The organism is Amycolatopsis circi (genome assembly GCF_003385235.1).
GTDB classification, from domain to species: Bacteria; Actinomycetota; Actinomycetes; order Mycobacteriales; family Pseudonocardiaceae; genus Amycolatopsis; species Amycolatopsis circi.
In genome coordinates, this window is the sequence record NZ_PQIA01000118.1 from 1 (window position 1) to 24,022 (window position 24,022).

The 24,022-nt window shown below is 69.7% G+C and carries 27 protein-coding genes; 16 read left to right on the top strand and 11 right to left on the bottom strand.

Features of this window, described 5'->3' with window-relative positions:
• Both D0D37_RS35490 and D0D37_RS35495 read left to right on the top strand, forming a co-directional pair.
• Positions 1–789 (top strand): MFS transporter (locus tag D0D37_RS35490; protein WP_162834625.1); only part of this gene is annotated, 789 nt, incomplete at its 5' end.
• The gene (locus tag D0D37_RS35495; protein WP_116204956.1) at positions 753–1,583 is read left to right on the top strand and encodes a metallophosphoesterase family protein; all 831 of its coding nucleotides are present in this window, start codon (positions 753–755) and stop codon (positions 1,581–1,583) included. The genes D0D37_RS35490 and D0D37_RS35495, both read left to right, overlap by 37 nt.
• A 53-nt stretch (positions 1,584–1,636) precedes the next feature.
• Here D0D37_RS35495 and D0D37_RS35500 read toward each other — a convergent pair whose 3' ends face one another.
• Positions 1,637–1,906, bottom strand: a complete 270-nt coding sequence (locus tag D0D37_RS35500) for a hypothetical protein (protein WP_116204957.1) — start codon at positions 1,904–1,906, stop codon at positions 1,637–1,639.
• 244 nt (positions 1,907–2,150) lie between these two features.
• Entirely contained in the window at positions 2,151–3,065 is a 915-nt protein-coding gene (locus D0D37_RS35505; RefSeq protein WP_116204958.1) for a PAC2 family protein, read from the bottom strand.
• A 151-nt stretch (positions 3,066–3,216) separates the two neighbouring features.
• On the opposite strand from D0D37_RS35505, the gene D0D37_RS35510 reads away from it, so the two are divergent.
• From D0D37_RS35510 to hisG, 3 genes are all read left to right on the top strand, one after another.
• Positions 3,217–3,903, top strand: a complete 687-nt coding sequence (locus D0D37_RS35510; RefSeq protein ID WP_116204959.1) for an HAD family hydrolase — start codon at positions 3,217–3,219, stop codon at positions 3,901–3,903.
• A 64-nt stretch (positions 3,904–3,967) separates the two neighbouring features.
• Positions 3,968–4,231, top strand: a complete 264-nt coding sequence (locus D0D37_RS35515) for a phosphoribosyl-ATP diphosphatase (protein WP_027927607.1) — start codon at positions 3,968–3,970, stop codon at positions 4,229–4,231.
• 35 nt (positions 4,232–4,266) lie between these two features.
• On the top strand, positions 4,267–5,112 hold the full coding sequence (gene hisG, locus D0D37_RS35520) for an ATP phosphoribosyltransferase (RefSeq protein ID WP_116204960.1): 846 nt from the start codon (positions 4,267–4,269) through the stop codon (positions 5,110–5,112).
• Between the two features lie 180 nt (positions 5,113–5,292).
• Here hisG and D0D37_RS35525 read toward each other — a convergent pair whose 3' ends face one another.
• The 3 genes from D0D37_RS35525 to D0D37_RS35535 all read right to left on the bottom strand — a co-directional run bounded on the left by D0D37_RS35525 (position 5,293) and on the right by D0D37_RS35535 (position 7,981).
• Entirely contained in the window at positions 5,293–6,228 is a 936-nt protein-coding gene (locus D0D37_RS35525) for a ParA family protein (RefSeq protein ID WP_116204961.1), read from the bottom strand.
• A 62-nt stretch (positions 6,229–6,290) separates the two neighbouring features.
• A complete protein-coding gene (locus D0D37_RS35530; RefSeq protein WP_116204962.1) occupies positions 6,291–7,082 on the bottom strand; it encodes a thioesterase family protein in 792 nt (263 codons plus the stop codon).
• Positions 7,082–7,981, bottom strand: coding sequence for a RecB family exonuclease (locus D0D37_RS35535; protein WP_425266992.1), 900 nt, complete (start codon positions 7,979–7,981; stop codon positions 7,082–7,084). The genes D0D37_RS35530 and D0D37_RS35535 overlap by 1 nt, the downstream gene beginning before the upstream one ends.
• 612 nt (positions 7,982–8,593) lie before the next feature.
• On the opposite strand from D0D37_RS35535, the gene D0D37_RS35540 reads away from it, so the two are divergent.
• Complete coding sequence (locus tag D0D37_RS35540) at positions 8,594–9,748, top strand: M50 family metallopeptidase (protein ID WP_116204964.1); 1,155 nt, start codon at positions 8,594–8,596, stop codon at positions 9,746–9,748.
• A 78-nt stretch (positions 9,749–9,826) separates the two neighbouring features.
• A complete protein-coding gene (locus D0D37_RS35545; protein WP_116204965.1) occupies positions 9,827–10,657 on the top strand; it encodes a tRNA (adenine-N1)-methyltransferase in 831 nt (276 codons plus the stop codon).
• On the opposite strand, the gene D0D37_RS48215 is transcribed toward D0D37_RS35545, so the two are convergent.
• Together D0D37_RS48215 and D0D37_RS35555 are read right to left on the bottom strand one after the other, a co-directional pair.
• A complete protein-coding gene (locus D0D37_RS48215; RefSeq protein ID WP_116204966.1) occupies positions 10,654–11,112 on the bottom strand; it encodes a hypothetical protein in 459 nt (152 codons plus the stop codon). The two genes, D0D37_RS35545 and D0D37_RS48215, sit on opposite strands and share 4 nt — an antisense overlap.
• Entirely contained in the window at positions 11,113–11,991 is an 879-nt protein-coding gene (locus D0D37_RS35555) for a hypothetical protein (RefSeq protein ID WP_162834626.1), read from the bottom strand. It abuts the gene before it with no gap.
• A 338-nt stretch (positions 11,992–12,329) separates the two neighbouring features.
• Between D0D37_RS35555 and arc the strand changes: the two genes are divergently transcribed.
• Positions 12,330–14,132, top strand: coding sequence for a proteasome ATPase (gene arc / locus D0D37_RS35560; protein ID WP_116204968.1), 1,803 nt, complete (start codon positions 12,330–12,332; stop codon positions 14,130–14,132).
• 57 nt (positions 14,133–14,189) lie between these two features.
• Here the strand turns inward: arc and D0D37_RS35565 are convergent, their stop codons facing one another.
• Positions 14,190–15,095, bottom strand: a complete 906-nt coding sequence (locus D0D37_RS35565) for a DMT family transporter (protein WP_116204969.1) — start codon at positions 15,093–15,095, stop codon at positions 14,190–14,192.
• Positions 15,096–15,215: 120 nt separating this feature from the next.
• On the opposite strand from D0D37_RS35565, the gene D0D37_RS35570 reads away from it, so the two are divergent.
• The 3 genes from D0D37_RS35570 to D0D37_RS48920 all read left to right on the top strand — a co-directional run bounded on the left by D0D37_RS35570 (position 15,216) and on the right by D0D37_RS48920 (position 17,258).
• The gene (locus tag D0D37_RS35570; RefSeq protein WP_116204970.1) at positions 15,216–15,554 is read left to right on the top strand and encodes a hypothetical protein; all 339 of its coding nucleotides are present in this window, start codon (positions 15,216–15,218) and stop codon (positions 15,552–15,554) included.
• 95 nt (positions 15,555–15,649) lie between these two features.
• Positions 15,650–16,573, top strand: coding sequence for an aldo/keto reductase (locus D0D37_RS35575; RefSeq protein WP_208720287.1), 924 nt, complete (start codon positions 15,650–15,652; stop codon positions 16,571–16,573).
• A 70-nt stretch (positions 16,574–16,643) separates the two neighbouring features.
• Positions 16,644–17,258 (top strand): hypothetical protein, encoded by a 615-nt coding sequence (locus tag D0D37_RS48920; protein ID WP_116204972.1) that lies wholly within the window; start codon positions 16,644–16,646, stop codon positions 17,256–17,258.
• Between the two features lie 164 nt (positions 17,259–17,422).
• Here D0D37_RS48920 and D0D37_RS35585 read toward each other — a convergent pair whose 3' ends face one another.
• Positions 17,423–17,941: an NUDIX domain-containing protein gene (locus D0D37_RS35585; protein WP_116204973.1), complete on the bottom strand. Its 519-nt coding sequence runs from the start codon at positions 17,939–17,941 to the stop codon at positions 17,423–17,425.
• Positions 17,942–17,981: 40 nt separating this feature from the next.
• Between D0D37_RS35585 and dop the strand changes: the two genes are divergently transcribed.
• The 5 genes from dop (at position 17,982) to D0D37_RS35610 (ending at position 22,424) form a co-directional block, all read left to right on the top strand.
• Positions 17,982–19,484, top strand: coding sequence for a depupylase/deamidase Dop (dop, locus tag D0D37_RS35590; RefSeq protein WP_116204974.1), 1,503 nt, complete (start codon positions 17,982–17,984; stop codon positions 19,482–19,484).
• Positions 19,485–19,573: 89 nt separating this feature from the next.
• Positions 19,574–19,768, top strand: a complete 195-nt coding sequence (locus D0D37_RS35595; RefSeq protein ID WP_037806475.1) for a ubiquitin-like protein Pup — start codon at positions 19,574–19,576, stop codon at positions 19,766–19,768.
• A 138-nt stretch (positions 19,769–19,906) separates the two neighbouring features.
• Positions 19,907–20,770, top strand: a complete 864-nt coding sequence (gene prcB, locus D0D37_RS35600) for a proteasome subunit beta (RefSeq protein ID WP_116204975.1) — start codon at positions 19,907–19,909, stop codon at positions 20,768–20,770.
• A 61-nt stretch (positions 20,771–20,831) separates the two neighbouring features.
• Positions 20,832–21,620: a proteasome subunit alpha gene (prcA, locus tag D0D37_RS35605; RefSeq protein WP_116204976.1), complete on the top strand. Its 789-nt coding sequence runs from the start codon at positions 20,832–20,834 to the stop codon at positions 21,618–21,620.
• 66 nt (positions 21,621–21,686) lie between these two features.
• The gene (locus D0D37_RS35610; protein ID WP_116204981.1) at positions 21,687–22,424 is read left to right on the top strand and encodes a transglutaminase domain-containing protein; all 738 of its coding nucleotides are present in this window, start codon (positions 21,687–21,689) and stop codon (positions 22,422–22,424) included.
• Here D0D37_RS35610 and D0D37_RS35615 read toward each other — a convergent pair.
• Both D0D37_RS35615 and D0D37_RS35620 read right to left on the bottom strand, forming a co-directional pair.
• Positions 22,403–23,638, bottom strand: a complete 1,236-nt coding sequence (locus D0D37_RS35615; protein WP_116204977.1) for an RNA polymerase sigma factor — start codon at positions 23,636–23,638, stop codon at positions 22,403–22,405. The two genes, D0D37_RS35610 and D0D37_RS35615, sit on opposite strands and share 22 nt — an antisense overlap.
• Positions 23,631–23,981, bottom strand: a complete 351-nt coding sequence (locus D0D37_RS35620) for a YciI family protein (protein WP_116204978.1) — start codon at positions 23,979–23,981, stop codon at positions 23,631–23,633. Before D0D37_RS35620 ends, D0D37_RS35615 begins: the two co-directional genes overlap by 8 nt.
• Positions 23,982–24,022: the final 41 nt, after the last annotated feature.

The window sequence follows — 24,022 nt, forward strand, 5'->3', positions numbered from 1 at the left end:
TTGCTGGGGTGGGGCGGCCTGGAGCAGGTGATCGTCGGCTACCTGGTCGCGCTCGGAGTCGCCGGGATGCTGCTCGCGTTGCCGTTCCGTCGGGCGGCGGTGCGGAAAACCGCGCCCGAACAGACGGATTGGCTGGCGGGGCTCCGCGATCTGGCGGGCAAGCGCCTCCGGCCGACGAGCGTGTCGGCGTTGCTGACTTCGCTCGCGCAAGGCATGTTCCTGGTGCTCTTCGTGGTGTTCGTGCTCGACATCCTCCGCGGCAGTGAGGCCGACGCCGGGTTGTTGCGGGGCGTGCAGGCGATCGGCGGGCTGGCGGCCGGGTTCGCGGTGGCGACGCTCGCGCGCCGGGTCGCGCCGGTGCTGTTGCAGGGCTGGGGCCTGGTCGCCGCAGGCCTGATGTCGGTGGCGATCTGGAATCTGCCGGGCGCGACGACGGTGCTCGGGGTGTACGTCGGGCTGTTCATGGCCGTCGGCGCGCCGGCCGTGGTGGCCGGCGCCGGACTGCTGTCGCACGTGCAGGCGGAGACCGGCCCGGACCGGGCGGGACGGGTGCTGAGCACGGTGTACGCGCTGATGGCCGCGGGCACGGCGGCCGGTTCGCTGCTCGCCGGCGCGCTCGTCGCGGTGACCGGTCCGACAGTGCTGCTGAACGCGCAGGCAAGCCTTCACGTGAGCGCCGGGCTGGTCGTTCTGGGGTGGGGGAATGGGCGGTTCCGGCGCTCCCGGGCGCGGAAAGTCGTTACGGTGGACAAGTGCCGTCTCTCTTCGCCACCAGCGACCTCCACGTGACCCACGAGGGCAACGGCCCGATCGTCGACGAGGTCGTGCCCGACGATCCCGGCGACTGGCTGCTCGTCGCCGGCGACGTCGCCGAGTCCGCCAAGGTCGTCCGGGAGACGCTCGCGAGGCTGCGCGAGCGGTTCGCGAAGGTCGTGTGGGTCCCGGGCAACCACGAGCTGTGGACCACGCCGAACGACGAATGCCAGCTGCGCGGCCAGGCGCGGTACGAGTTCCTGGTGGAGCAGTGCCGCGAGATCGGCGTGCTCACGCCCGAGGACGAGTTCCCGGTGTGGGACTTCGGCCCGGAACCGCTGACGATCGCGCCGCTGTTCGTGTTCTACGACTACAGCTGGCGCACCCCGGCGACCGAGGGCAAGACCCGCGAAGAGGCGCTCGCGCACGCGCGCGAAATCGGCGTCGTGTGCACCGACGAGTACTACCTGCACCCGGACCCGTACGAGTCGCGGGCGGCCTGGTGCGAGCAACGGCTGAAGGTGAGCCGCGACCGGCTGGACGCGATCCCGGCCGACCGCCGCACGATCCTGATGTCGCACTGGCCGCTGCACCGGCACCCGACGAACCCGTTGTACTACCCCGATTTCGCGCTCTGGTGCGGCACCACGCAGACCGAGGACTGGCACCTGCGCTACCGCGCCGAGCTGGCCGTGTACGGGCACCTGCACATCCCGCGCACGACGTCCGCGGACGGAGTGCGCTTCGAGGAGGTGTCGCTCGGCTATCCGCGGGAGTGGCGGAAGCGGGCCCGGGGCGCGGTTCCGGTGCGGAAGCTGTTCACCGCCTGAGCACAGCGGGACGCGATCGGCGCGTTCGCGTCCCGGCTGCGCTCAGCCGCGGATCAGTCGAACGAGAGCCGGCAAGCCGTCGCCGCGACCTGGGCGGGAACGTCGGCGCGGCGGAGGACCCAGTAGCACTCCTCGAACGAGCCGGCGTCGCACGCGTCGTGCGCGAGCCAGGGCTCGATGTCGTACTCACCCACCGCGTAGTCCATGCAGGCACCGAAATCCTGCGCGGTCACCGGAGAAACCGGTGCCGCCGATGCTGTCGCCGCCGACGCGGTGACCGCGCCCGCCGCGAGCACTGCCGCCGCTAGAGCCTTGCCGAACATTCTCGTACCTCCTGGTCCGCGCGACGTCGCTCGCGCCAGCCCAGTCAACGAGACGCGCTCGGGAAGGCACCAGAGCAGCGCGAAGCGATCAGTCAACGGCGCAGGCACCGTCATTCCGCCGGGCGGCTCAGCTCACTGTTCGTGTCGCTGTGCTCACCGTGCGTTCCCTCGCTCGTGGCGGCTGCCGCACGGTGTGTCGTGCGCGCTGATGCCGGTTAGAACCGGCAACGCCACTCGCGAGGAGTCAGCGGAGCCCGAACCCGCCGCCGTCCTGCCCGGGCCGACGGCGGCGCAGATACCGCTCGAATTCGGCGGCGATCTTGTCGCCCGAGACCTCTTCCATGGTGAAGTCGGTCTCGGCGTCGCCGCGTTCCTCGAGGCTGCGCACGTACTCGCTGATTTCCTCGTCCTCGTCGGCCATCTCGCTGACCGTCTGCTGCCATTCCTCGGCCTGCTCCGGCAGCGCGCCGAGCGGGATCTCGACGTCGAGGACGTCCTCCAGCTTGTGCAGCAGCGCCAGCGTGGCCTTCGGCGACGGCGGGTGCGAGACGTAGTGCGGCACCGCGGCCCAGATCGACACCGCCGGGATGCCGGCCTGCACGCAGTAGTCCTGCAGGATTCCGACGATCCCGGTCGGGCCCTGGTAGTTGCTCACCTCGAGCCGGTACTTGCTCGCGGTGTCCTTGTCGTAAGCCGTCCCGGTCACCGGGACCGGGCGGGTGTGCGCGGTGTCGGCCAGCAGGGCGCCGAGCGCGATCACCATCGACACGTCCAGCTCCTGGACGTGCTCCACGATCTCCGCGCAGAACTTCCGCCAGCGCATGTTCGGCTCCGGGCCCTGCACCAGCACGAGGTCGCGGTCGAAGCCCTCGGGACGGCACACCGACAGCCGGGTGGTGGGCCATTCGACCCGCCGGGTGATGCCGTCGACCATCTTCACCGTGGGGCGGCTGACCTGGAAGTCGTAGTAGTCGTCCGGCTCGATCTCGGCCAGCGGCGTCGCGTCCCACGTGAGCTGGAGGTGTTCGATCGCCTGACTGGCCGCGTCGCCCGCGTCGTTCCAGCCCTCGAAGGCCAAAATCATGATCGGGCGTGGGGCATCGGCGCGGTCCTGCTCCGGGTCGCCGGGCCGCGGGGTGTCGTCGACAGGCTCACTCACCTGACCAGCCTACGGCCTCGGGCACCTACGCTGCGCAGCGTGTCCGCCCCCGCGTGTCACAGGACGGGTGTGGCCCCGCTCACGGCGGTCCGCGTGGGACGCTGGAGGGGAGCGCGCCCCGCCGGGGCGCGGCGCCGGACAAGGAGAAACTGTGACTGCACCGTCCTCTTCGGACGGACTGGCGGCTGTCCTCTGGGACATGGACGGCACCCTCGTCGATTCCGAGAAACTGTGGGACGTCGCGCTGTACGAGGCCGCCGAGGCGCTCGGCGGCGCGCTTTCGGAGGAAATCCGGATGACTCTCGTGGGGTCCAACATGGACGCCACCGCCACCGTGCTGCTCGAGCAGACCGGCCGCCTGGTCACCCCGGAAGCGGTCGCGGAGACGGGGGAGTGGATCCGCCGCCGCACCGCCGGGCTGTTCGACGACGCGCTGCCCTGGCGTCCGGGCGCGCGCGAGGCGCTGGCCGCGGTCCGCGCGGCCGGGCTCAAGTCCGCGCTGGTCACCTCCACCGAACGGGCGCTGACCGAACTCGCGCTCAACACGATCGGGCGGGAATTCTTCGACGTCACGGTCTGCGGCGACGAGGTCGACGGCCAGAACAAGCCCCTCCCTCGGCCCTATCTGAAGGCCGCCGAACTGCTCGGCGTGGCGCCGCAGCGGTGCGTCGCGGTCGAAGACTCGCCGCCGGGTGCGGAATCGGCCGAAAGCGCTGGCTGCACGGTGCTCGTCGTGCCCAACGACGTGCCCGTCCCGGACGGCCCGCGCCGGGTGTTCCGCACGTCGCTGGCGGGCGTCGGCGTGCCCGAACTGGCCGCGCTGCTGCCGTCGCTGTGACCTCGGCGGCTTCCGGGTCACCCGGAACGGCGCGGACGAGCGCGGGATGAAAGGATTCGGCCCCGTGAAGACCTTCGATGAGCTGTTCGCGGAGCTTGCCGAGCGCGCGCGTACCCGTCCCGACGGGTCCGGCACCGTCGCCGCACTGGACGCCGGAGTGCACGCCCAAGGCAAGAAGGTGCTCGAAGAGGCGGGCGAGGTGTGGATCGCCGCCGAGCACGAGTCCGACGACCGGCTGTCGGAGGAGATCTCGCAACTGCTGTACCGGGTGCAGGTGCTCATGCTCGGCCGGGGGATCTCGACCGAGGACGTGTACCGCTACCTGTGACGCGCTCGCGCACCGGAGACCGAGGAGAAGAGCGAATGCTGCGTGTTGCCGTGCCGAACAAGGGAGCCCTCGCCGCCGCGTCGGCGGAGATGCTTTCCGAGGCGGGCTACCGCAAGCGACATGACGGCAAGGACCTGACCGTGCTCGACCCGGTCAACGAGGTCGAGTTCTTCTTCCTCCGCCCCAAGGACATCGCCATCTACGTCGGCTCCGGCGAGCTGGACCTCGGGATCACCGGACGCGACCTCGCGCTCGATTCGGGAGCGCCGGTGGACGAGGTGCTCGCGCTCGGGTTCGGGGCGTCGACGTTCCGGTACGCCGCGCCTGCCGGGCGGGACTGGAAGCCGACTGACCTGCACGGGAAGCGGCTGGCTACGTCGTATCCGCGGCTCGTTCGGGACGATCTCGCCCGGCATGGCGTTGAGGCTGAGGTGATTCGGCTCGACGGGGCGGTGGAGATTTCGATTCAGCTCGGGGTGGCGGATGCTATTGCCGATGTGGTCGAGTCTGGGCGGTCGTTGCGGCAGCACAATTTGGTGGCGTTCGGGGAGCCGATTTGTGCTTCCGAGGCTGTGTTGTTGCAGCGGGCTGGGAGTGACGGGTCTCGGGCCAAATCGCAGTTGGCGGCTCGGTTGCAGGGGGTTGTGTTCGCGCAGCACTACATGATGCTGGATTACGACTGCCCTCGGGAGATTCTTGAGCGGGCTATTTCTATTACGCCTGGGTTGGAGTCGCCTACGGTGGCTCCGTTGGCGGATGAGAAGTGGGTCGCGGTGCGGGCGATGGTGCCGCGTAAGGAAGTTAACCGGATCATGGACGAACTTGCCGAGACTGGCGCGAAAGCGGTGTTGGCGTCGGATATTCGGTCCTGTCGGCTTTGACGGTCACCAAGCTGTGTTTTTGGCGTCGGCTCCGCCGCCGCGTGCGGGATCGCTTTTAAGCCGGCGTTTGGGGGCTCACCGGCGTGAGGGGCCTTCGGCCTGTCACGCCGGTGAGCCCCAAACGCCGGCGCGATCCCGCGTGGTGGTCCCGTTGGGTTTGAAGTCTGAAGTGGACAGTCGTTAGCGCGGGCGGTTCGGGCGTTTCGGCATTAGGTCGTAGAGTTTTTTGCGGGCGCCGTTGTCGTTGACGTTGCGGGCTACCGCGACTTCGGAGATGAAGTCTTCGAAGACGAACTCGTCGTCGGCGGGGACTTCGGTGGGGCCTGGGTTTTGGGCTAGGTAGCTGTCCAGCGTTTCGGCGATTTCTCGGAACGAGACTGCTTGGATGGTTTCCGGGGCGAAGGTCGTGACCGGAACGCCGTGGGCGGCGGCCTCGTTCATCACTACGCCTAGCGGGACGTGCGAGAGCATGGGGATGCCGAAGGAGTACATGTCCTGCAAGGCGGCGGCTGCGTAGTGGGAGATGGGGCGGCGATAAAGACCGGGGACGATGCCGAACCAGGCGATGGGGGCGCGGCCGGTCGTTTGTTCTACGTAGCGGACCTGTTCCGACAGGAGGCGCAGGGCCCGGATGCTCGTCTTGTCCGGCTGGACCGGGACCAGGATGCCGTGCGAAGCCGCCAGTGCGTTGTTCGTCAGCACGTCCTGGGCGGGCGGGCAGTCGATGATCACGTGGTCGTAGTGGGCGAACTGGATCACCCTCGCCAGCTGCCAGCCGGGAACGCGGAACTGGTCCAGTCTGCGGATCAGGTCGAACATGCCGGGGGACGTCGGGATCACGTCGAGCGCGCCGCCGCGGCCGATGTTGCTGCGCGGATGCGGCACCGCCAGCTGCTCGATCGGGCCCTTCCACAGCTTCGTCAGCGCCTTCGCCAGGCTGGGCGCGTCCGCCGGGACCTCGTCCATGCCGAGCATCTCGGTGGTCGCGTGCCCCTGCGGGTCGAGGTCGACGAGCAGCACCCGCCTGCCGCGTTCGGCGAGGGCCGCGGCCGCGCCCACGCTCAGCGAGGTTTTGCCCACCCCGCCCTTCTGGTTGACCACCGAGGTGATCTGCATGCCGGAGCGCTCCCTTGTCGGTCGTTCCGCGAAGGCTATCGGACTTGCCCGCCGCGGCGCGCTCATCCGCCCCCGGCCTGTCGCGGACGCACCAGCAAAGCCTGCGCGCCGGTGCCGACCGGACCGGAACGATCGTGCAGAGTACTGGTCGCGGTGCCGACGCCGTGCGGCCCGACCAGCGTCACCGCGTCGAGGCCGATCCACTCGCCCTCGGGGATCCGGCGCAGGTGCACGGTGAGTTCCGAGTTGATGAACCACCACTCGCCCGTCGGCAGGAAATGCGACACCCCGTTGCCGGAGTCGGCGATGGCGAACAGCCGCTGCAGGCCGGTCGGTTCCTCGCCGTCTACCAGCGGATACCGCTGTCGTCCCCACACCGCGGCCGGGCCCGGCGCGGAGATCGCGCCGCGGACCGCACGCCACTCGATCGCGTGCAGATAGCCGCCCTGCCAGTCGTCCGGGAAGGCCGCCTCGCTGCCCGCGTCCGCCGCGGGCAGGAGCGGACCGCCGTCGGTGGCGATGCCGGCGGTGTCGGACGTCGCGATCCGCCACCCCGACGCCCGCGCGACCGTCCGGCCGTTCGCGGACAGCTCGGACTGGACCAATTCGACCGTCCGGCCCGGCCGTTCGATCCACGACCGCTGCTCCAGTTCGCCCACCGGAGCCGGGCCGAGGATCTCGACCGTCACCCGCGCGAGCTGAGCAGGGTGCTTCGACTCCAGCCGCTCGAGCCCGCGCACCAGCAGTGCCGACGGCGGGCCGAAATGCTGCGCGCCCGGATTCCACGGGCCGGTGGTGTGCTCCGTCGCCTCGTACCGCTCGTCGCCGAGCGGGAGGAAGAACGCGTCGCCCATCAGTCGGCCCGGTCCAATGCCGTCTCCTCGCCCGGATCCGGCTCCGGCCAGCCCGGATACTCCGGCGGCGTGCCGCCGAACTCCGGGCAATGCGCCTGGTGATCGCACCACGAGCACAGCTTGCCCTTGTTCGGCCGGAAATCGCCGGTCTTGCCCGCCTTCAGGATCGCCTGCCAGATCGCTTCCAGCGTGCGCTCGAACCGGACCAGCTCGCCCTCGTCCGGCGTATAGGCCAGCGACTGGCCGTCCGTGAGGTACATCAGCTTCAGCTGCCGCGGGACGACCCCGCGCAACCGCCACAGCACCAACGCGTAGAACTTCATCTGGAACAGCGCTTTGGCCTCGCCGATTTCGCGCGGGGCAGCGCCGGTTTTGTAGTCCACGACCCGGATCTCGCCGGTCGGAGCGACATCCACCCGGTCGATGTACCCGCGCAGCAGCACCCCCGAACCCAGCTCGATCTCCACGTGCAGCTCGCACGCCTCCGGCTCCAACCGGCGCGGATCCTCCAGCTCGAAATACGAATCGAGCAGCTTTTCGGCCGAGGCCAGCCACTTGTCGGTCTCGCCAGGTTCGCCGTCCGCGAACAGCTCCGTCCACTCCGGACTGTCGCCGGACAGCTCCGTCCAGGTCGGCGCTAACAGCTCCTTCGCGCGCGGGGCGACCCGTTCGGCGGCGGGGAGGGCGAAAAGCCGCTCCAAAACGGCGTGGACGAGCGTGCCGCGCAGCTGTGCCCGCGTGGGCACCTCCGGCAGCCGATCGACCGCGCGGAACCGATAGAGCAGCGGGCACTGCTTGAAATCGCTCGCCCGGGACGGCGACAACGCAGGCCGCCTCCTGGCGGGCGCGTCGGCCGACCCGGGAGGGTTAGTGGCCGTGGCGGTGTCGGACATGGGCAGAGCGTAACGCCGGGGTACGACAATTGTTTGGCGCCGCTGTGTTTGATGGCACCGCTGTGTTTGTTGGCGCCGGCTTCGCCAGCGCGGGCGGGATCGCCTTTAAGCCGACGTTTGGGGCTGGGCGGCGTGTGGGGCCTTCGGCCTGACACGCCGCCCAGCCCCAAACGTCGGCGCGATCCCGCTGGCGAGTTAAGCGGCCAAGGTGAGCTGGCCCGGACCTCGCCCCAATACCCAGCTCACCCGGCCCCAACCAACCCCACCAGACCAACCTCAGCCCCAACACCCCGCTCCGCACGACCGCCGTGCCCACCGTCACGCTCCGCACTAGGAGCGGCGGGCGCTAGTTGGCCGTCAGTCGCGGTGATCAACCAGACCCCCCAACTCAACCCCAACGCGGGATCGCGTCGGCGTGTGGGGCTCGCCGGCGTGACAGGCCGAAGGCCCCTCACGCCGGCGAGCCCCACACGCCGACTTAAAGGCGATCCCGCACGCGACGGCGAAGCCGGCGCCATCAAACACAGTCGGCGCCATCAAACACAACCCGCGCCAACCAACCCGCGCAAATAACCCGGGTCACCGCCTTCCCACACGCCGACCCTTACGCTGTCCGGCATGGCCGCGACCAGTCAGCACGGTGCCGGGCCCGCTCGGCGCGCCGGCGGGGACGGCGGGTTGCTGCTGTTCCGGGTCGGCGGGGTGCCCGTTTTGCTTGCCCCGTCGTGGTGGATCGGGTCGCTGATCATCGTGGTGCTCTACGCGCCGCTGGTCGGCCGGCTGCTCCCGGATGTTTCGACGCCGACCGCGTGGCTGCTCGCCGCCGCGTTCGCGGTGCTGCTCGGGCTTTCCGTGCTCGCGCACGAACTGGGCCACTGTCTCGTCGCGTTGCGGCTCGGGATTCCGGTCCGGCGGCTGCGGCTGTTCCTTCTCGGCGGACTGTCCGAAGTGGCCCGTACGCCGCGGCGGCCGGGTCAGGAAGGGCTTGTCGCCGCGGCGGGTCCGGCGGTTTCGCTGGTGCTGGGCGGGTTCTGTTCGCTGCTGCTGTTCGCGGTGCCGCCGGACGGAGCGGTGTGGCTGCTGGTCGCGGAGTGCGCGGTGGCCAACTTCGCCGTCGGGTTGTTCAACCTGCTGCCGGGGCTGCCGTTGGACGGCGGACGGCTCGTGCGCGCGGGCGTCTGGGCGATGACCGGGTTGCGGGCCAAAGGAACGAAGGCCGCGGTCGCCGGCGGCGCGCTGGTCGCGACCGGGCTGATCGTCTGGGCGCTGCTCGGCTTGGCGATGCAGAGCCCGGACCGCTGGCTGCGGCTCGGCGTGTGCGTTGTGACGGCGTGGTTCGTGATTCTCGGCGCGCGGTCCGAGCTGGCCGCGGAAGCTCGGCGGGGCTGGCCTGCCGGGCTGGAACTGTCCGATTTGGTCCGTCCGGTGCTGCAGCTGCCCGCGGAGAGCCCGGTATCCGACGCCTTGGCCGCGTCGGCGGGACGGGGAGTGGTGCTGGTGCGCGCGGACGGCGTCGCGGCGGGCTTGCTGGACGAGCAAACTGCGCAACAGCTGGCGAGCATCAGTCCGCACGCGCCCGCCGAACAAGCTGCCGAGCCGATTCGTGCCGAGACAGTGCTGCTGGCGTCGGAGCCGGGGGAGGAGATCGCCGAGCGGGTGCGCGAGACGCCTGCCTGGCAGTTCCTCGTGGTCGACGACGAAGGCCGTCCCGCGGGCGTGTTGCGCCGCGAGGACCTGCGGACCGCGTTGATGCAGGGCCGTCGCGCTCAGTGAGGCACCCGGGCACGACGCGCGCGGGACGACCTGCGAGGATTCGACGTCGGCGTTCCGGGTTTGCAGTGGAGGAAGAAGTTGTCGGTCAGCGGACCGTTTCGTGCAGGTGACCGGGTTCAGCTGACGGACTCGAAAGGCAGGCACTACACCCTCACGCTCGCCGACGGCGGCGAGTACCACACGCACCGCGGCGCGCTCGCGCACGACGACCTCATCGGCCGTCCGGAGGGCAGCGTGGTCACTTCGGCGGGCGGCAGCACGTATCTCGCGCTGCGGCCGTTGCTGCCGGACTACGTGCTGTCGATGCCTCGTGGCGCACAGGTGATTTACCCCAAGGACGCCGCGCAGATCGTGATGTGGGGCGACATCTTCCCGGGCGCGCGCGTCCTCGAAGCCGGTGCCGGTTCGGGCGCGCTCACGTGCTCGCTGCTGCGCGCGGTCGGTCCGGCCGGACAGGTGTTCTCCTACGAGATCCGCGACGACCACGCCGAGCACGCCGAGCGCAACGTCGAGAAGTTCTTCGGCGAGAAGCCGGACAATTGGACGCTCACCGTCGCCGATCTGGCCACGCACACCGGCGAGGTCGACCGGGTCGTGCTGGACATGCTCGCGCCGTGGGACCAGTTGCCGAACGTCGCCGCGCATCTCGTGCCCGGCGGGGTGCTGACGGTCTACGTCGCGACTGTCACCCAGCTGTCCCGCGTCACGGAATCGCTGCGGGAACAGCAGTGCTGGACCGAGCCGGAGTCGTGGGAGACGCTGATGCGTCCCTGGCACGTCGTCGGCCTCGCGGTGCGGCCGGACCATCGGATGGTCGCGCACACCGCATTCCTGCTCACTGCCCGCCGTCTCGCGGACGGCACGGTGTCGCCGCGTGTTTCACGCCGGCCCAGCAAGGGCAAAGGCTAACCAGGGACGCACCAACGACCGTTCTCGCGCCGCAGCGGGAACGGCGTGTCCTTGTGCCCGCCAGCGCCTTCGACCCGGACCGTCACGGTGGCATCGTCGCCTCCGATCACCGGCTGTCCAGTGAGTGAGACGCGAAGCGGGCCCGCGGCGTCCCATTTCGCCTGGAGTTCCTTCAACGCCGCGGCAGTTTGCGGTTTGCAAGTGAGAGTGCCGAATTCGGCGGAGTCGGCGCGCGTGATCGCGTCGACGAGAGTGCGCGCCAGCGCGGCGATCGCGGCCTGATCCGCCGCGGGCGCGGGACTCGGGGACGCGCTGCTGCGCGGCGGAGGCGGGGGAGCGGGCGGTTCTGTCGTGGTGCGGGCGGGCCCCGGCAGGCTGATCAAGACCAGGCCGAGGACACCGCCCGCGACAACGACTGCGAGCAGGACGAGTGCCGTGCTGAGCCGGCGTCTCACCTAGTGGTCCGTGCTGACCTTCCCGAGGCACCAGGCCCCGCCCTCGCGCAGGGCGGTGAGAGTGCCGTCGGCGGTCTTGGTGGACATCGTGACGTGGTACTTCACCGTCGCTTGGTCGCCGTTTTCCTGCGGGCTGCCGGTCAGCTCGAAGTGGATGCCCGAGGGCATCTTGCTGGTCGGCTTCTGGCCCTTGGTGACGCTGGTGCAGAGCATCGAGTACAGCCCGTCGGTGTCGGAGCTGTTGTACGCCTCGGACGCTGCCTGGAACAGTTCGCCGGACGTCGCCTTCGCCCCGGACGCAGCCGGGGAGTCGCCGCTGCTCGAACTCGACGGGGACGACGACGAACTGCCGCTGGGGCCGCTGGACTGCGGCCCGGCAGCCGGAGCCGAGGACGACGCGGGCGGCGCCGCGGTCTTGTTGTCCTTGCTGTCGCCGGTGAGCCAGATGACCAGGCCGGTCGCACCGCCGAGGACGACCACCGCGCCGATCGCGATGCCGACGATCAGGCCGGTCTTCTTCTTTTTCGGCGGCTCCTCGCCGAACCCGCCGAACTGGCCGCCCGGCTGCTGCCCGAACGGCCCGCCGGGCTGCCCGAACCGGTCGGGCTGCTGCCCGTATTGCCCGAACTGGTCCGGCTGCTGGCCGTACTGCTGAGGACCGCCCGCCTGCTGGTATCCGCCCTGGTAGGGGCCCTGACCGGGGCCGCCGGGGCCGGGCGCGGAGGGGAATCCGCCGGACTGCGGGCCCTGCGGCGGCTGCCCGCCCTGGTTCCATCCGCCCTGCTGAGGCTGCCCGTACGGCTGCTGGCCGCCGGGCTGCTGCCCGTACGGGTTCGGCTGCTGTCCGTAGCCGCCGGGCTGCTGCGGCGGATAAGTCATCTCGGTTCCCCCTGCCGTGCGTGCGAAAGTCCTGGCCACGAGCAGAGCGCGGCCACCCGGGGATGCTAGCCAGCCGCGCGCGTTTCCGCGCAGCCAACCCGCAACTCGGGTTCGCGGGGCGCGCGGCGGGGTATCCGCGGTGCGTTCAGTTCCGCGTTGCGGAAACCCGTGCGGAGCGGAATCCGGTCCGCGGCACCGAATCGGCCGCTTGCGCTGCGCTCGCGGCCGTGCTGGACGGAAGAAAAAGCGCGACGCGCCGGTCTTGTGATGCGGAAAGGCCTTTTCTTGTCGGTGATCGCCGGTACCGTGGAATGAAAAGCACTCCGAGGAGGTGCCCGATGCATCATGACCTTCCCGGAGGTCGGCGCGAGGAGGCCGACCCTTCAGCAACCGGCGGAGCAGGGCAGACACCAGAGGAACAAGCCCGGCAGATCCGTTTTCTCGAGGAAGAAGTGGCGCTGCTGCGCCGCAGGCTCACCGATTCCCCGCGACAGAACCGCGTTCTCGAACAACGTCTAGCCGAGGCGTCGGAACGGGTGAGTCAGCTCACCGAGCGGAACACCAAACTCGTCGAAACCCTGCGCGAGGCGCGGGGCCAGTTGCTCGCCCTCCGCGAGGAGGTCGACCGGCTGGCCCAGCCGCCGAGCGGGTACGGGGTGTTCGTCGAGGCGTACGAGGACAACACCGTGGACGTCTACACCGCGGGGCGCAAGATGCGCGTCTCGGTGTCGCCGGCGGTGGAGGTCTCGGCGCTGCGGCGCGGGCAGGCGCTGCGGCTCAACGAGGCGCTCACGGTCGTCGAAGGAGGCGATTTCGAGCGCACCGGCGAGGTGTGCGCGCTGCGCGAAGTGCTCGCACCGGACGTCGAGGGCGGCGCCACGCGCGCTCTCGTGGTCGGCCACGCGGACGAGGAGCGGGTCGTCCTGCTTTCCGGTCCGCTCGCCGAGCAGCCGCTCAAACCGGGCGATTCGCTCCTGGTGGACTCCAAGGCGGGCTACGCCTACGAGCGGGTTCCGAAGGCCGAGGTCGAGGACCTCGTGCTGGAGGAGGTGCCGGACGTCCGCTACGAGGACATCGGCGGCCTGACCCGGCAGATCGAGCAGATCCGCGACGCCGTGGAGCTGCCGTTCCTGCACGCGGACCTGTACCAGGAGTACCAGCTGCGCCCGCCCAAGGGCGTCCTGCTGTACGGCCCGCCGGGCTGCGGTAAGACGCTCATCGCCAAGGCGGTGGCGAACTCCCTGGCCAAGAAGGTGGCACAGGCCCGCGGCGACACCGCGGACGGCAAGTCCTACTTCCTCAACATCAAGGGCCCGGAGCTGCTGAACAAGTTCGTCGGCGAGACCGAGCGGTCGATCCGGCTGATCTTCCAGCGGGCGCGGGAAAAGGCCTCCGAAGGCACCCCGGTCATCGTGTTCTTCGACGAGATGGACTCGATCTTCCGCACCCGCGGCTCGGGCGTGTCCTCCGACGTGGAGACCACGATCGTGCCGCAGCTGCTGTCGGAGATCGACGGCGTCGAGGGGCTGGAGAACGTCATCGTCATCGGCGCCTCCAACCGCGAGGACATGATCGACCCGGCGATCCTGCGGCCGGGCCGGCTCGACGTGAAGATCAAGATCGAGCGGCCGGACGCCGAGGGCGCGAAGGACATCTTCTCGAAGTACCTGGCCGAGGGCCTGCCGGTCCACGCCGACGACCTGGCGGAGTTCGGCGGGGACCAGAAGGCGACGTTCGACGCGATGATCCAGCACACCGTCGAGCGGATGTACGAGGAGAGCGACGAGAACCGGTTCCTGGAGGTCACCTACGCCAACGGGGACAAGGAAGTCCTGTACTTCCGCGACTTCAACTCGGGCGCGATGATCCAGAACATCGTGGACCGGGCGAAGAAGTCGGCGATCAAGTCGGTGCTGGAGACCAAGCAGCCCGGCCTGCGCGTGCAGCATCTGCTGGACGCGATCGTCGACGAGTTCGCGGAGAACGAGGATCTGCCCAACACCACCAACCCGGACGACTGGGCCCGGATCTCCGGCAAGAAGGGCGAGCGGATCGTCTACATCCGCACGCTCGTCACCGGCAAGAACCAGGAATCGGGGCGGGCGATCGACACCGCCACGAACACCGGTCAGTACCTGTAACGCAGCGCGAACCTGTGGGGGCCGCCGGATCTCCTCCGGCGGCCCCCACAGGCCGTTTCAGGCCCGTTCCAGGACCGGTTGGCGCGCCCGGGAAAGCCGTCCGTGCGACGCCAGGATGCCGAGCACCACGAGCAGCGCGCCGACGGGCTCGTTCCAGTGCACCGGCTCGTCGAGGACCAACACTCCGAGCAGAACTCCGACCACTGGAGTGAGGTAGGTCACAGCCGACGCGTTGGCCGCGCCCCAGGCGGTCGCGATGGCGGTGTTCCAGGTGTAAGCCACGCCGGTGCCGAGCACGCCGAGCGCGAGCATCGACAGAACCACGGCGAGATTCAGATGTACTGGCTGCGCGGCGATCACCGGTGTCGCGGCAAGCAGGATGACGGTGGCGAAACCGGTTTGCCCGAATGCGACGACGACCGGGTCCGGGTTGCGCGGTGACACGAATTTCCGCAGGTACACGAAAGCCATGCCGTAGCAGGTGGTCGCGCCGAGACAGGCGAGTTGCGCGAGGACTTCGTGGCTGAGGTCGATCCCGCGCCAGACGCCGACGAGCGTGAGCACGCCCGCGAAACCGATCAGCAGTCCGGCGGTTTTCGGCCGGGTGAGCCGCTCGGCGGGCAGGGCGGCCGCGGCGAACAGCATGGTCAGCAGGGGAGTGGTGGCGTTGAAGATGCTGGCCAGCCCGGACGCCACGTACTGCTCGGCCCACGAGTACAGCAGGAACGGGCCCACGCAGAACAGCACCGAAACCACCGCGAGATGCGCCCACAACGCGGGGTCGCGGGGGAGCGATCGCCTGCGCAGCACCAGGAACGCGCCGAGCGTCAACGCGCCCAGCGCGACCCGGGCAAGCGCCACCTGAGCCGGCGACAGCCCCTCCAGGCCCACCTTGATGAAGAGAAAACTCGCGCCCCACACGACGGCGAGCGCGACGAACCGGGCGGCGATGCCGAACCTCACTGAACCTCCGAAACGACCGACGGGCTGCTGCGGCCAGTCAACGTCCGCGCCACGCCCGGAGTCCAGCAGGTTTCCGTCACTGTGGTCCCCGTCGGTGTATAACGCCCTATACTGCGCCGCGTGAGCACAGACAACGCCCGCCCGCGTCCGCCGATCACCGAGGCCGACGTCCTGGCCTGGCTCGAGACGACCGCCGCCGCCGCCCAAGCGGGGGAGCTGAACGCGAACGACCTGATCGACCTGCTGGGGGAGCTGCGCCGCGCGTCCGCGGCCTGCGCCGACGCCTCCGACTGGGCCCTTCTCGCCGCCCGCGAGGAAGGAGCCAGCCTCCGCCAAATCGCCCCGGTCTTCGGCAAAGGCTACGTCCGGGCACCCGCCGCCCGACTCGAAAAACTCCACCGGCAAGCCCAGAACTCCGGCCAATGGCTCGCCATCCTCCGGCACAAACAAAGTGTATAACGACCTATACATCTGGCGACAAGAAAGCATTCGCCGCCAACTCGCCTAAACTCGCACGGCCATTCCTGAATACCGCTCAAGACAAGGAGATCCCGATGGACCGCATCGCGGTGGGGTTGGCCGCGCTCGGCCGTCCGGCATATATCAATCTCGGGCGGGACTTGCCCGAAACGCGGGATGTCGCGTCAATGCGGGTTGCCACGCACGAGGTACTCGACGCCGCTTACGCAGCGGGGGTGCGGTGGATCGATGTCGCGCGGTCCTACGGCCGTTCGGAGGAGTTCCTCGGCGGCTGGCTGGCCGAACGCGGACACCAGGACGTCACTGTGTCCAGCAAGTGGGGCTACCGCTACGTAGGCGACTGGCGGCTCGACGCGGACGTCCACGAGGTCAAGGAACACACGCTGCCGCGGTTTCGCGAACAGTGGGCGGAGACTCAGGAACTTCTGGCCGGTCACGTAGATCTGTACCAGGTTCATTCGCTCACTGTGGACAGTCCACTTTTCACTGATCCGGCGTTGATCGATGCGCTGGCTGAGCTTTCCGGTTCCGGTGTCGAGGTTGGCTTCTCCACATCCGGGCCCGCGCAGGCGGACGTGATGCGCCGGGCGTTCGAGCTGGAATCGGGTGGGCGGCCGGTGTTTTCGTCGGTCCAGTCGACCTGGAATGTGTTCGAGCCGTCGGTCGGTCCGGCGTTGGCGGAGGCGCGGGCGGCCGGGAAGCGGGTGCTGGTCAAGGAAACTCTCGCGAACGGGCGGCTGGTTGTGGAGGCTCCGGAGGCGCTGCGGCGGGTCGCTGAGGAGCACGGTGTCGGCCCGGATGCGGTCGCGGTGGCGGCGGTGCTCGGCCAGGAGTGGGCTCCGGTGGCGGTGATTGGTCCGTCGAGTCCGGCGCAGCTGGCCGCGAACCTCGCTGCCGTGCGGGTGCGGTTGAGCGATGAGGACTGCGCTGTGCTGGGAGAACTCGCGCAGGACGCGCGGGAGTACTGGGCGCATCGATCCCACCTCGGGTGGAGCTGAGCGATTGCATTACCCTCGGGGCCCAGCATGGCCCGGGGCGGACGGGCAACATTGAGCGCGGAGGGGCAACGTGCGTCGTCGGCAGGTGCCAGCGGTCGCTGTGCTGGTCGGGCTGGGCGCGCTGGCCGGGCTCGCTGGGTGCGGCAATCGGCCTAACAATCTCGAGACTTATTACGACGATCCTGCTCCTGCGCCGGGTACTAGCGCTTCTGTTGCTCCGCCGTCGCGGGTGGTTGATTCACCGGTTGTTTCTTCTTCGGCGGTGCCGGATCCGGGCCGGGCTGAGGCGGCTTTGCTGTCTGATTCGGACGTTGCTGAGGAGGGTGTGGCTCCGGGGTCTGGGCGGGTTTCGGGGTGTTTGAGCGGGTTGGCCGCGGGCGAGCGCAAGTCGGTTAGCTGGGTTTATCCGAGCGGGTCTGCGTTGACGCATGAGGTCACGGTGTACGCGGACCGCTCGGGTGAGGATGTCGTGGCTGGTGCGCACTGTGCTGGGGTTGAGGTGTCGTTGCCGCCGCAGCCGGGGGTTGTCGTGCAGCGGGCTTGGTGTGAGGGCTCGACGTGTGCTGTGTTGGTGGCGAAGGGGAATCTCGTGTCGGCGTTGAGTGTTGCGGCGAGCACTCCGGCTCGGGCGCAGGATGCGGCTCGGCGGTTGTTGCCTAAGGTCGTGGCCAAGTTGTCGGGGTAGCTCGCCAAGCTGTGTTTTTGGCGTCGGCTCCGCCGCCGCGGGCGGGATCGCTTTTAAGCCGGCGTTTGGGGCTCACCGGCGTGAGGGGCCTTCGGCCTGTCACGCCGGTGAGCCCCAAACGCCGGCGCGATCCCGCGTGGTGGGCCAGTTCAGAGAAGTGATGGTTAGCCGTAGCGGCGGAACCATTCTTGTACGCCTGCGCGGCCGTCGGGGATGAAGGGTGGCTCGGGGGTGGGGGCGAAGACCCAGGTGCGGAGTTCGTCGAGCAGGATCCAGCGGCCTTCTACGATTTCCTCCGCCTGGAGCCGGACCGGTCCGTCCCAGCGGACTTCGAAGGCGAAGTTGTGGCAGCGGATCGATCCCTCGTCGTAGATTTTGGTGAACAGCGGTTCCGGTTCCACTCCGTGGACGCCGAGTTCTTCGGCGAGTTCGCGGCGCGCGCAGTCGGCGGGGGTTTCGCCCGCGGCGACGACGCCCCCTGCCCAACAGTCCCAGGTGGAGGGGAAAGTGTCCTTGTCCGCGGTGCGGAGGTGCACGTAGACGTTGCGGCCGTCGCCCGATCGGACGAGAACGACTCCGGCGGCGTGCCAGAGGCCTTCTGCGCGCACGCGGGAGCGGAAGGCCCCGCCTATCGCGTGGCCTGCGTCGTCATAGAGGGCAACGAGTTCGTCACTGCCTGGCATGGGGGCATCGTCGCACGCGTCTAACCCGTAGGGTGGTGGCATGCGTCGGATCATGGGAACCGAAGTCGAGTACGGCATCGCCGTGCCCGGGGACGCCACGGCGAACCCCGTGCTCACCTCGACTCAGGTGGTGCTGGCCTACGCCGCGGCTGCGGACATCCCGAGGGCGCGCCGGGCGCGCTGGGACTACGAGGTGGAGTCGCCGTTGCGCGACGCGCGCGGGTTCGATCTGACCGGTCCTGGGGGGCCGGGGCACGACCCGGACGTCGAGGACCTCGGCGCGGCGAACGTCATCCTCACCAACGGTGCGCGGCTGTACGTGGACCACGCGCATCCGGAGTACTCGGCGCCGGAGGTCACGAACGCGCGGGACGCGGTCATCTGGGACAAAGCGGGCGAGCGGGTGATGGAGGAGGCCGCGTTGAAGGCGGCCACCGTTCCGGGGCAGCCGCCGTTGCAGCTGTACAAGAACAACGTGGACGGCAAGGGCGCGAGCTACGGCACGCACGAGAACTACCTGATGCAGCGGTCGACTCCGTTCACCGCGGTGATCGGGGGCCTGACGCCGTTCTTCGCGTCGCGGCAGGTGATGTGCGGTTCGGGCCGGGTCGGGATCGGGCAGCAGAGCGAGGAAGCGGGCTTTCAGCTCTCGCAGCGCTCGGACTACATCGAGGTCGAGGTCGGGCTGGAGACCACGCTCAAGCGCGGGATCATCAACACGCGCGACGAGCCGCACGCGGACGCGGACAAGTACCGGCGGCTGCACGTGATCATCGGGGACGCGAACCTGTCGGAGTATTCGACCTACCTGAAGGTCGGGACGACGGCGCTGGTGCTGGACCTGATCGAGGCCGGGGTGCGGTTCGACGACCTCAAGCTGGACGAGCCGGTGCGGGCGGTGCACAAGATCAGCCACGACCCGACGCTGAAGACGAAGGTCGAGCTGGCGAACGGGAAGAAGTTCACCGGGCTGGACCTGCAGTTCGCCTACCACGAGCTGGCGTCCTCGAACTTGGAGCGCACGGGCGCGGACGAGGCGTCGAAGGAAGTCCTGCGGGTGTGGGGCGAGATTCTGGACGCGCTGGCGCGGGATCCGCAGGAGTGCGCGGACCGGCTGGACTGGCCGGCGAAGCTGCGGCTGCTGGAGGGTTACCGGGAGCGGGACCAGCTGGCGTGGGGCGCGCCGCGGCTGCGGCTGGTGGACCTGCAGTATTCGGACGTGCGGCTCGGCAAGGGCCTGTACAACCGGCTGGTCACGCGGGGTTCGATGAAGCGGCTGGTCACCGAGGAGGAGGTGCAGGCGGCGATCACGAATCCGCCGTCGGACACGCGCGCCTACTTCCGGGGCCGGGCGCTGGAGAAGTACGCGTCGTCGATCGCGGCGGCGTCGTGGGATTCGGTGATTTTCGACGTGGGCCGGGAGTCGCTGGTGCGGATCCCGACGCTGGAGCCGTTGCGGGGGACGAAGGCGCACGTCGGGAAGCTGCTGGACGCGGCGGCGACGGCGGAGGAGCTGGTGGAGGCGATCACCGGTTCGGACTAGCGCGATCCCGGCGTTTCGGGCCGCTGGAAGGCCCTTTTCGTCGGTACCGCTGGGTAGGCTAGGGAGCATCGGCCAGACCGGGAGGCGAGATGGCGCAGGAGAAGATCGAGAAGCACGGCGGCGGCGATTCCGACGAGGAGTTCGACGACGCCGGCGGGGCGGGCCAGGAGCGGCGGGAGAAGCTCGGCGAGGACGTGGACACGATCCTCGACGAGATCGACGACGTGCTGGAGGAGAACGCCGAGGACTTCGTCCGCGCTTACGTGCAGAAGGGCGGCGAGTAGCCGCCTGCCCGTCGCGGCCGTCCCGGATGCGGGGCGGTGCGGCGGGCGCGCTGGGCCGGAGGTTTCGCGCGGCGGCGCCGGGGGCAGGTTTGCCGGTGGCGTTGCCGGGCACGGGATAGATGGGAACCGAGAGCACGTATGGACAACACCTCCTCTGGGGCGGGTTTTTCCGGGCCCGGACTGCCGTCGGCCTACTTTTCGCCGACGACGTCGTCGTTCGCGGATTTCGTGCGCGCGACCGCGCCGGAGCTGCTGCCCGCGCGGCGGGTGCCCGCGGGCGCGGGCGAGCTGAACGCGCCGCACGGCACGACGATCGTCGCGGTCGCGTTCGCCGGCGGGGTGCTGATCGCCGGGGACCGGCGGGCGACGTCGGGGAATCTGATCGCGAGCCGGGACATCGAGAAGGTGCACGTCACGGACGAGTACTCGGCGGTGGGCATCGCGGGGACCGCGGGGCTGGCCGTGGAGATGGTCCGGCTGTACGCGGTGGAGCTGGCGCATTACGAGAAGATCGAGGGCGTTTCGCTTTCGCTGGACGGCAAGACGAACAAGCTGGCCGGGATGGTGAAGGCGAACCTGGAGATGGCGATGGCGGGGCTGGCGGTCGTGCCGTTGTTCGTCGGGTACGACCTGGAGGCCGAAGACGCGAAGCACGCGGGCCGGATCGTGTCGTACGACGCGGCGGGCGGGCGGTACGAGGAGCACGCCGGGTACGCGAGCGTCGGTTCGGGTTCGCTGTTCGCGAAGTCGTCGCTGAAGAAGCTGTACGACCCGGACGCGGACGCCGACGCGGCGGTGCGGACGGCGCTGGAGGCGTTGTACGACGCGGCGGACGACGACACCGCGAGCGGCGGGCCGGACCTGGTGCGGCGGATTTTCCCGAACGTCATCACCGTCACCGCGGAGGACGGCGCGGTGCTGCTGCCCGCGGAGCGGACGGGTGCGGTGGCCGAGGCGGTGGTGGCCGGGCGTGCGGAGCGCAATCACCACCGGCCGGTCTGAGGCCGCCGATGTCCGCTGAATCAATGACTGCCGAGTTTTCGGAGAACGTGGAGCCGACACCGTGACGATGCCGTTGTATGCCTCTCCCGAGCAGCTGATGCGGGAGCGTTCCGAGCTGGCGCGCAAGGGGATCGCGCGGGGCCGGAGCGTGGTGGTGCTGAAGTACGCGGGCGGCGTGCTGTTCGTGGCGGAGAATCCGTCGGCGACGCTGCACAAGGTTTCCGAGATCTACGACCGGATCGGGTTCGCCGCGGTGGGCCGGTATTCGGAGTTCGAGAACCTGCGGGTGGCGGGGATCCGGCACGCGGATCTGAAGGGCTACCAGTACGACCGCCGCGATGTGAGCGCGCGGGCGCTGGCGAATGCTTACGCGGCGACGCTGGGCAGCATTTTCACCGAGCAGCTGAAGCCGTTCGAGGTCGAGGTGTGCGTGGCCGAGGTCGGCGCGACCGCGGCGGAGGACCAGCTGTACCGGTTGACGTTCGACGGGTCGATTTTCGACGAGTCGCCGTTCGTGGTGATGGGCGGGACGACGGAGCCGATCACCACGAAGCTGAAGGACGTCGTGGACCCGGAGCACGATCTGCGCACGGCGCTGGCGACCGCGATCGAGGGGCTGCGGGCGACCGCGGCGTCGTCGAACGGGAACGGGGCGGCGGCCGAGGCGGAGATCAAGCTCGAGGTCGCGGTGCTGGACCGGGCGAAGCCGCGGCGGGCGTTCCGGCGGTTGTCGGGGGCGGCGCTGGAGGCGTTGCTGCCGGAGAAGGAAGAGCCTGCGGAGAAGCCGGACGATTCCGGCGAGGGCGATTCCGGCAAGGAATCGGGCGAAGGTTCGGGCGAGAAGGAATGACGTGACGCACTGTGGGCCGTCGGCGAATGTCGGCGGCCCACAGTCGTGTTCCGGGATACTGGCGTGGTGGCGTGTGCGCTGGTGACCCCGTGGTGGCGTCGCCGCGCCGTCGGGGACAGTTCCGCTGAGGGCGGCGTGGTTCCGACGGCGATTCTGGATTGGCGCGATCCGGTCGTGCACTCCCTGGTGCGGGCGACGGCGGCCGAGGACCGGCTTGCCGGGTTGCGGGCCGCGCATCGGATGATCGCCGGGTCGGTGCGGCCGGTGTACTCGGTGCAGGAGCGGCAGTCGATCTCGCGGACGCTGCGCCGCGGGCGCGGTTCGTGCAGTCAGCGGCTGGCGATTCTCGAGGGAGTCGCGCGGGCGCAAGGTATCCCGACACGGGTGCGAGGTCTCGTCGTGGACGGCCGGTTCTGGTATCCGCGATTCCCTCAGCTGAAGTTCCTGGTCCCGTCCCGGGTCGTGGTGGCGTGGCCGGAGTTCCGTATCGCGGACGTCTGGGTGCCGGTGGGGGAGTTGTTCGGACCGTTGACGGAGCTGGCAGCGCAGTCGGGATTCTCCAACGACAGCGGGGAAACTCTCTTCGACGCGGTGTCCCGCACCGCGATCGACTGGGACGGCGTCACCTGCGAGGTCGGCGGAGCGTGCGACCTTTCCGCGACCGTGCTGGCGGACCTGGGCCATTTCGATTCCCGCGACGACTTGTTCCGCCAGCACGGGCAGACGTTGTCCGGTCCGTTGACGAGGCTCGCCGACCCAGTGCTCAGCCGGTGGGCGCCAAGTCAGAGAGCGTCCAGCCGCTGACGCAGGTGTGCGCGTTCCGGCTCGGTTCCCGCGCTCTGCAACGCTTCTTGGTACGCGGCCGCTGCTTCGTCGTCGCGGCCGAGGCGGTGCAGCAGGTCGCCGCGAGCCGCGGCGTACGGGTGGTAGCCCTGCAGCCGAGGCTCGTCGGCTAATCCGTCGAGGAGTTTCAGCCCGGCCTCGGGTCCGTCGCGCATCGCCACCGCGGCCGCGCGGTTGAGCGCGACCACCGGAGTCGGCGTGAGCGTCAGCAGGATGTCGTACAGCGCAACGATCTGCGGCCAGTCGGTGCTGGCGACATCCGGTGCTTCGGCGTGGAGCGCGGCGATCGCCGACTGCACCCCGTACGGCCCGGGAGGCCCGCCGGTGAGCGCGATCGGCACCAGCGCACAGCCCTCGTCGATCAGGGCCGCGTCCCAGGAGGTCCGATCCTGGTCTTCCAGCAGGACGAACTCGCCGTCCGGCCCGGTGCGGGCGGCGCGGCGGGCGTGGACCAGCAGCAGAAGTGCCAGCAGACCGGTGATTTCGCGTTCGGCGGGCAGCAGGCGGTGCAGGATCCGCGCCAGCCGGATGGCTTCCTCGGCCAGATCCGGGCGCTGGATGTCCGAGCCGGAACTGGCCGCGTAGCCCTCGGTGAACAGCGAGTACAGCACCTGCAGCACCCCCGGCAGCCGCAAACGCAGCTCGTCGCCGGAGGGGACGCGGAACGGGATGCGGTGGTCGCGGATCCGGTTCTTGGCCCGCACGATCCGCTTCGCCATCGTCGCGGTCGGCACGAGAAATGCCCGGGCCACCTCGGGTGTGGTGAGCCCGGCCAGGCAGCGCAGCGTGAGCGCGAGCCGGTCCTCGGCGGCCAGCGCGGGATGGGCGCAGGTGAAGAACAGCTGGAGCCGGTCGTCGGGCAGGTCGCCGTCGCCGCCGGGCAGCGGGGGAGGGTCGCTGCGGTCGGATTCCGCTTGCAGGACAGCGAGTTTCGCCGCGTACGCCTGGTCGCGGCGGAGCCGGTCGACTGCCTTGCGGCGCGCGGTCGTCATCAGCCACGCACCGGGTTTCGGCGGGACTCCGTCCACCGGCCAGCGCACCAGCGCGGCCTCGACCGCTTCGGCGGCCACTTCCTCGGCGAGGTCGAGATCGCCGAAGCGGCGGACGAGCGCGCCGAGCAGGCGGCCGTGCTCCTCGCGGAACACGGCCGCCACGGACGCTCGCGCGTCAGGCATCGAAATCGGCGATCGGGCGGACCACGACCGAACCGTCGCGGGAACCCGGGCAGCGGGCCGCCCAGTCGAGCGCCGCGTCGAGGTCCGGCACGTCCAGCACGTAGAACCCGCCGAGCAGCTCGCGGGTTTCGGCGAACGGGCCGTCGGTGGTGATCGAACGCTCGCCGTCCGCGCCCACCCGCACCTTCGTCGCGGTCACCAGATCGGCGAGCGACTCCCCGCTGACGAACACCCCCGCGTCGCGGACTTCCTTGTCGTAGGCCATCCAGTCGGCGGGCTCGCATCCGGCGGCCCCGCCCTGCTCAGTGGCCGCGGAAGCGTGGATCAGCAGCAGGTACTTCATGGTCGGGCTCCTTCGTCGGTCAGCGCGGCCGTGGCGCCGCA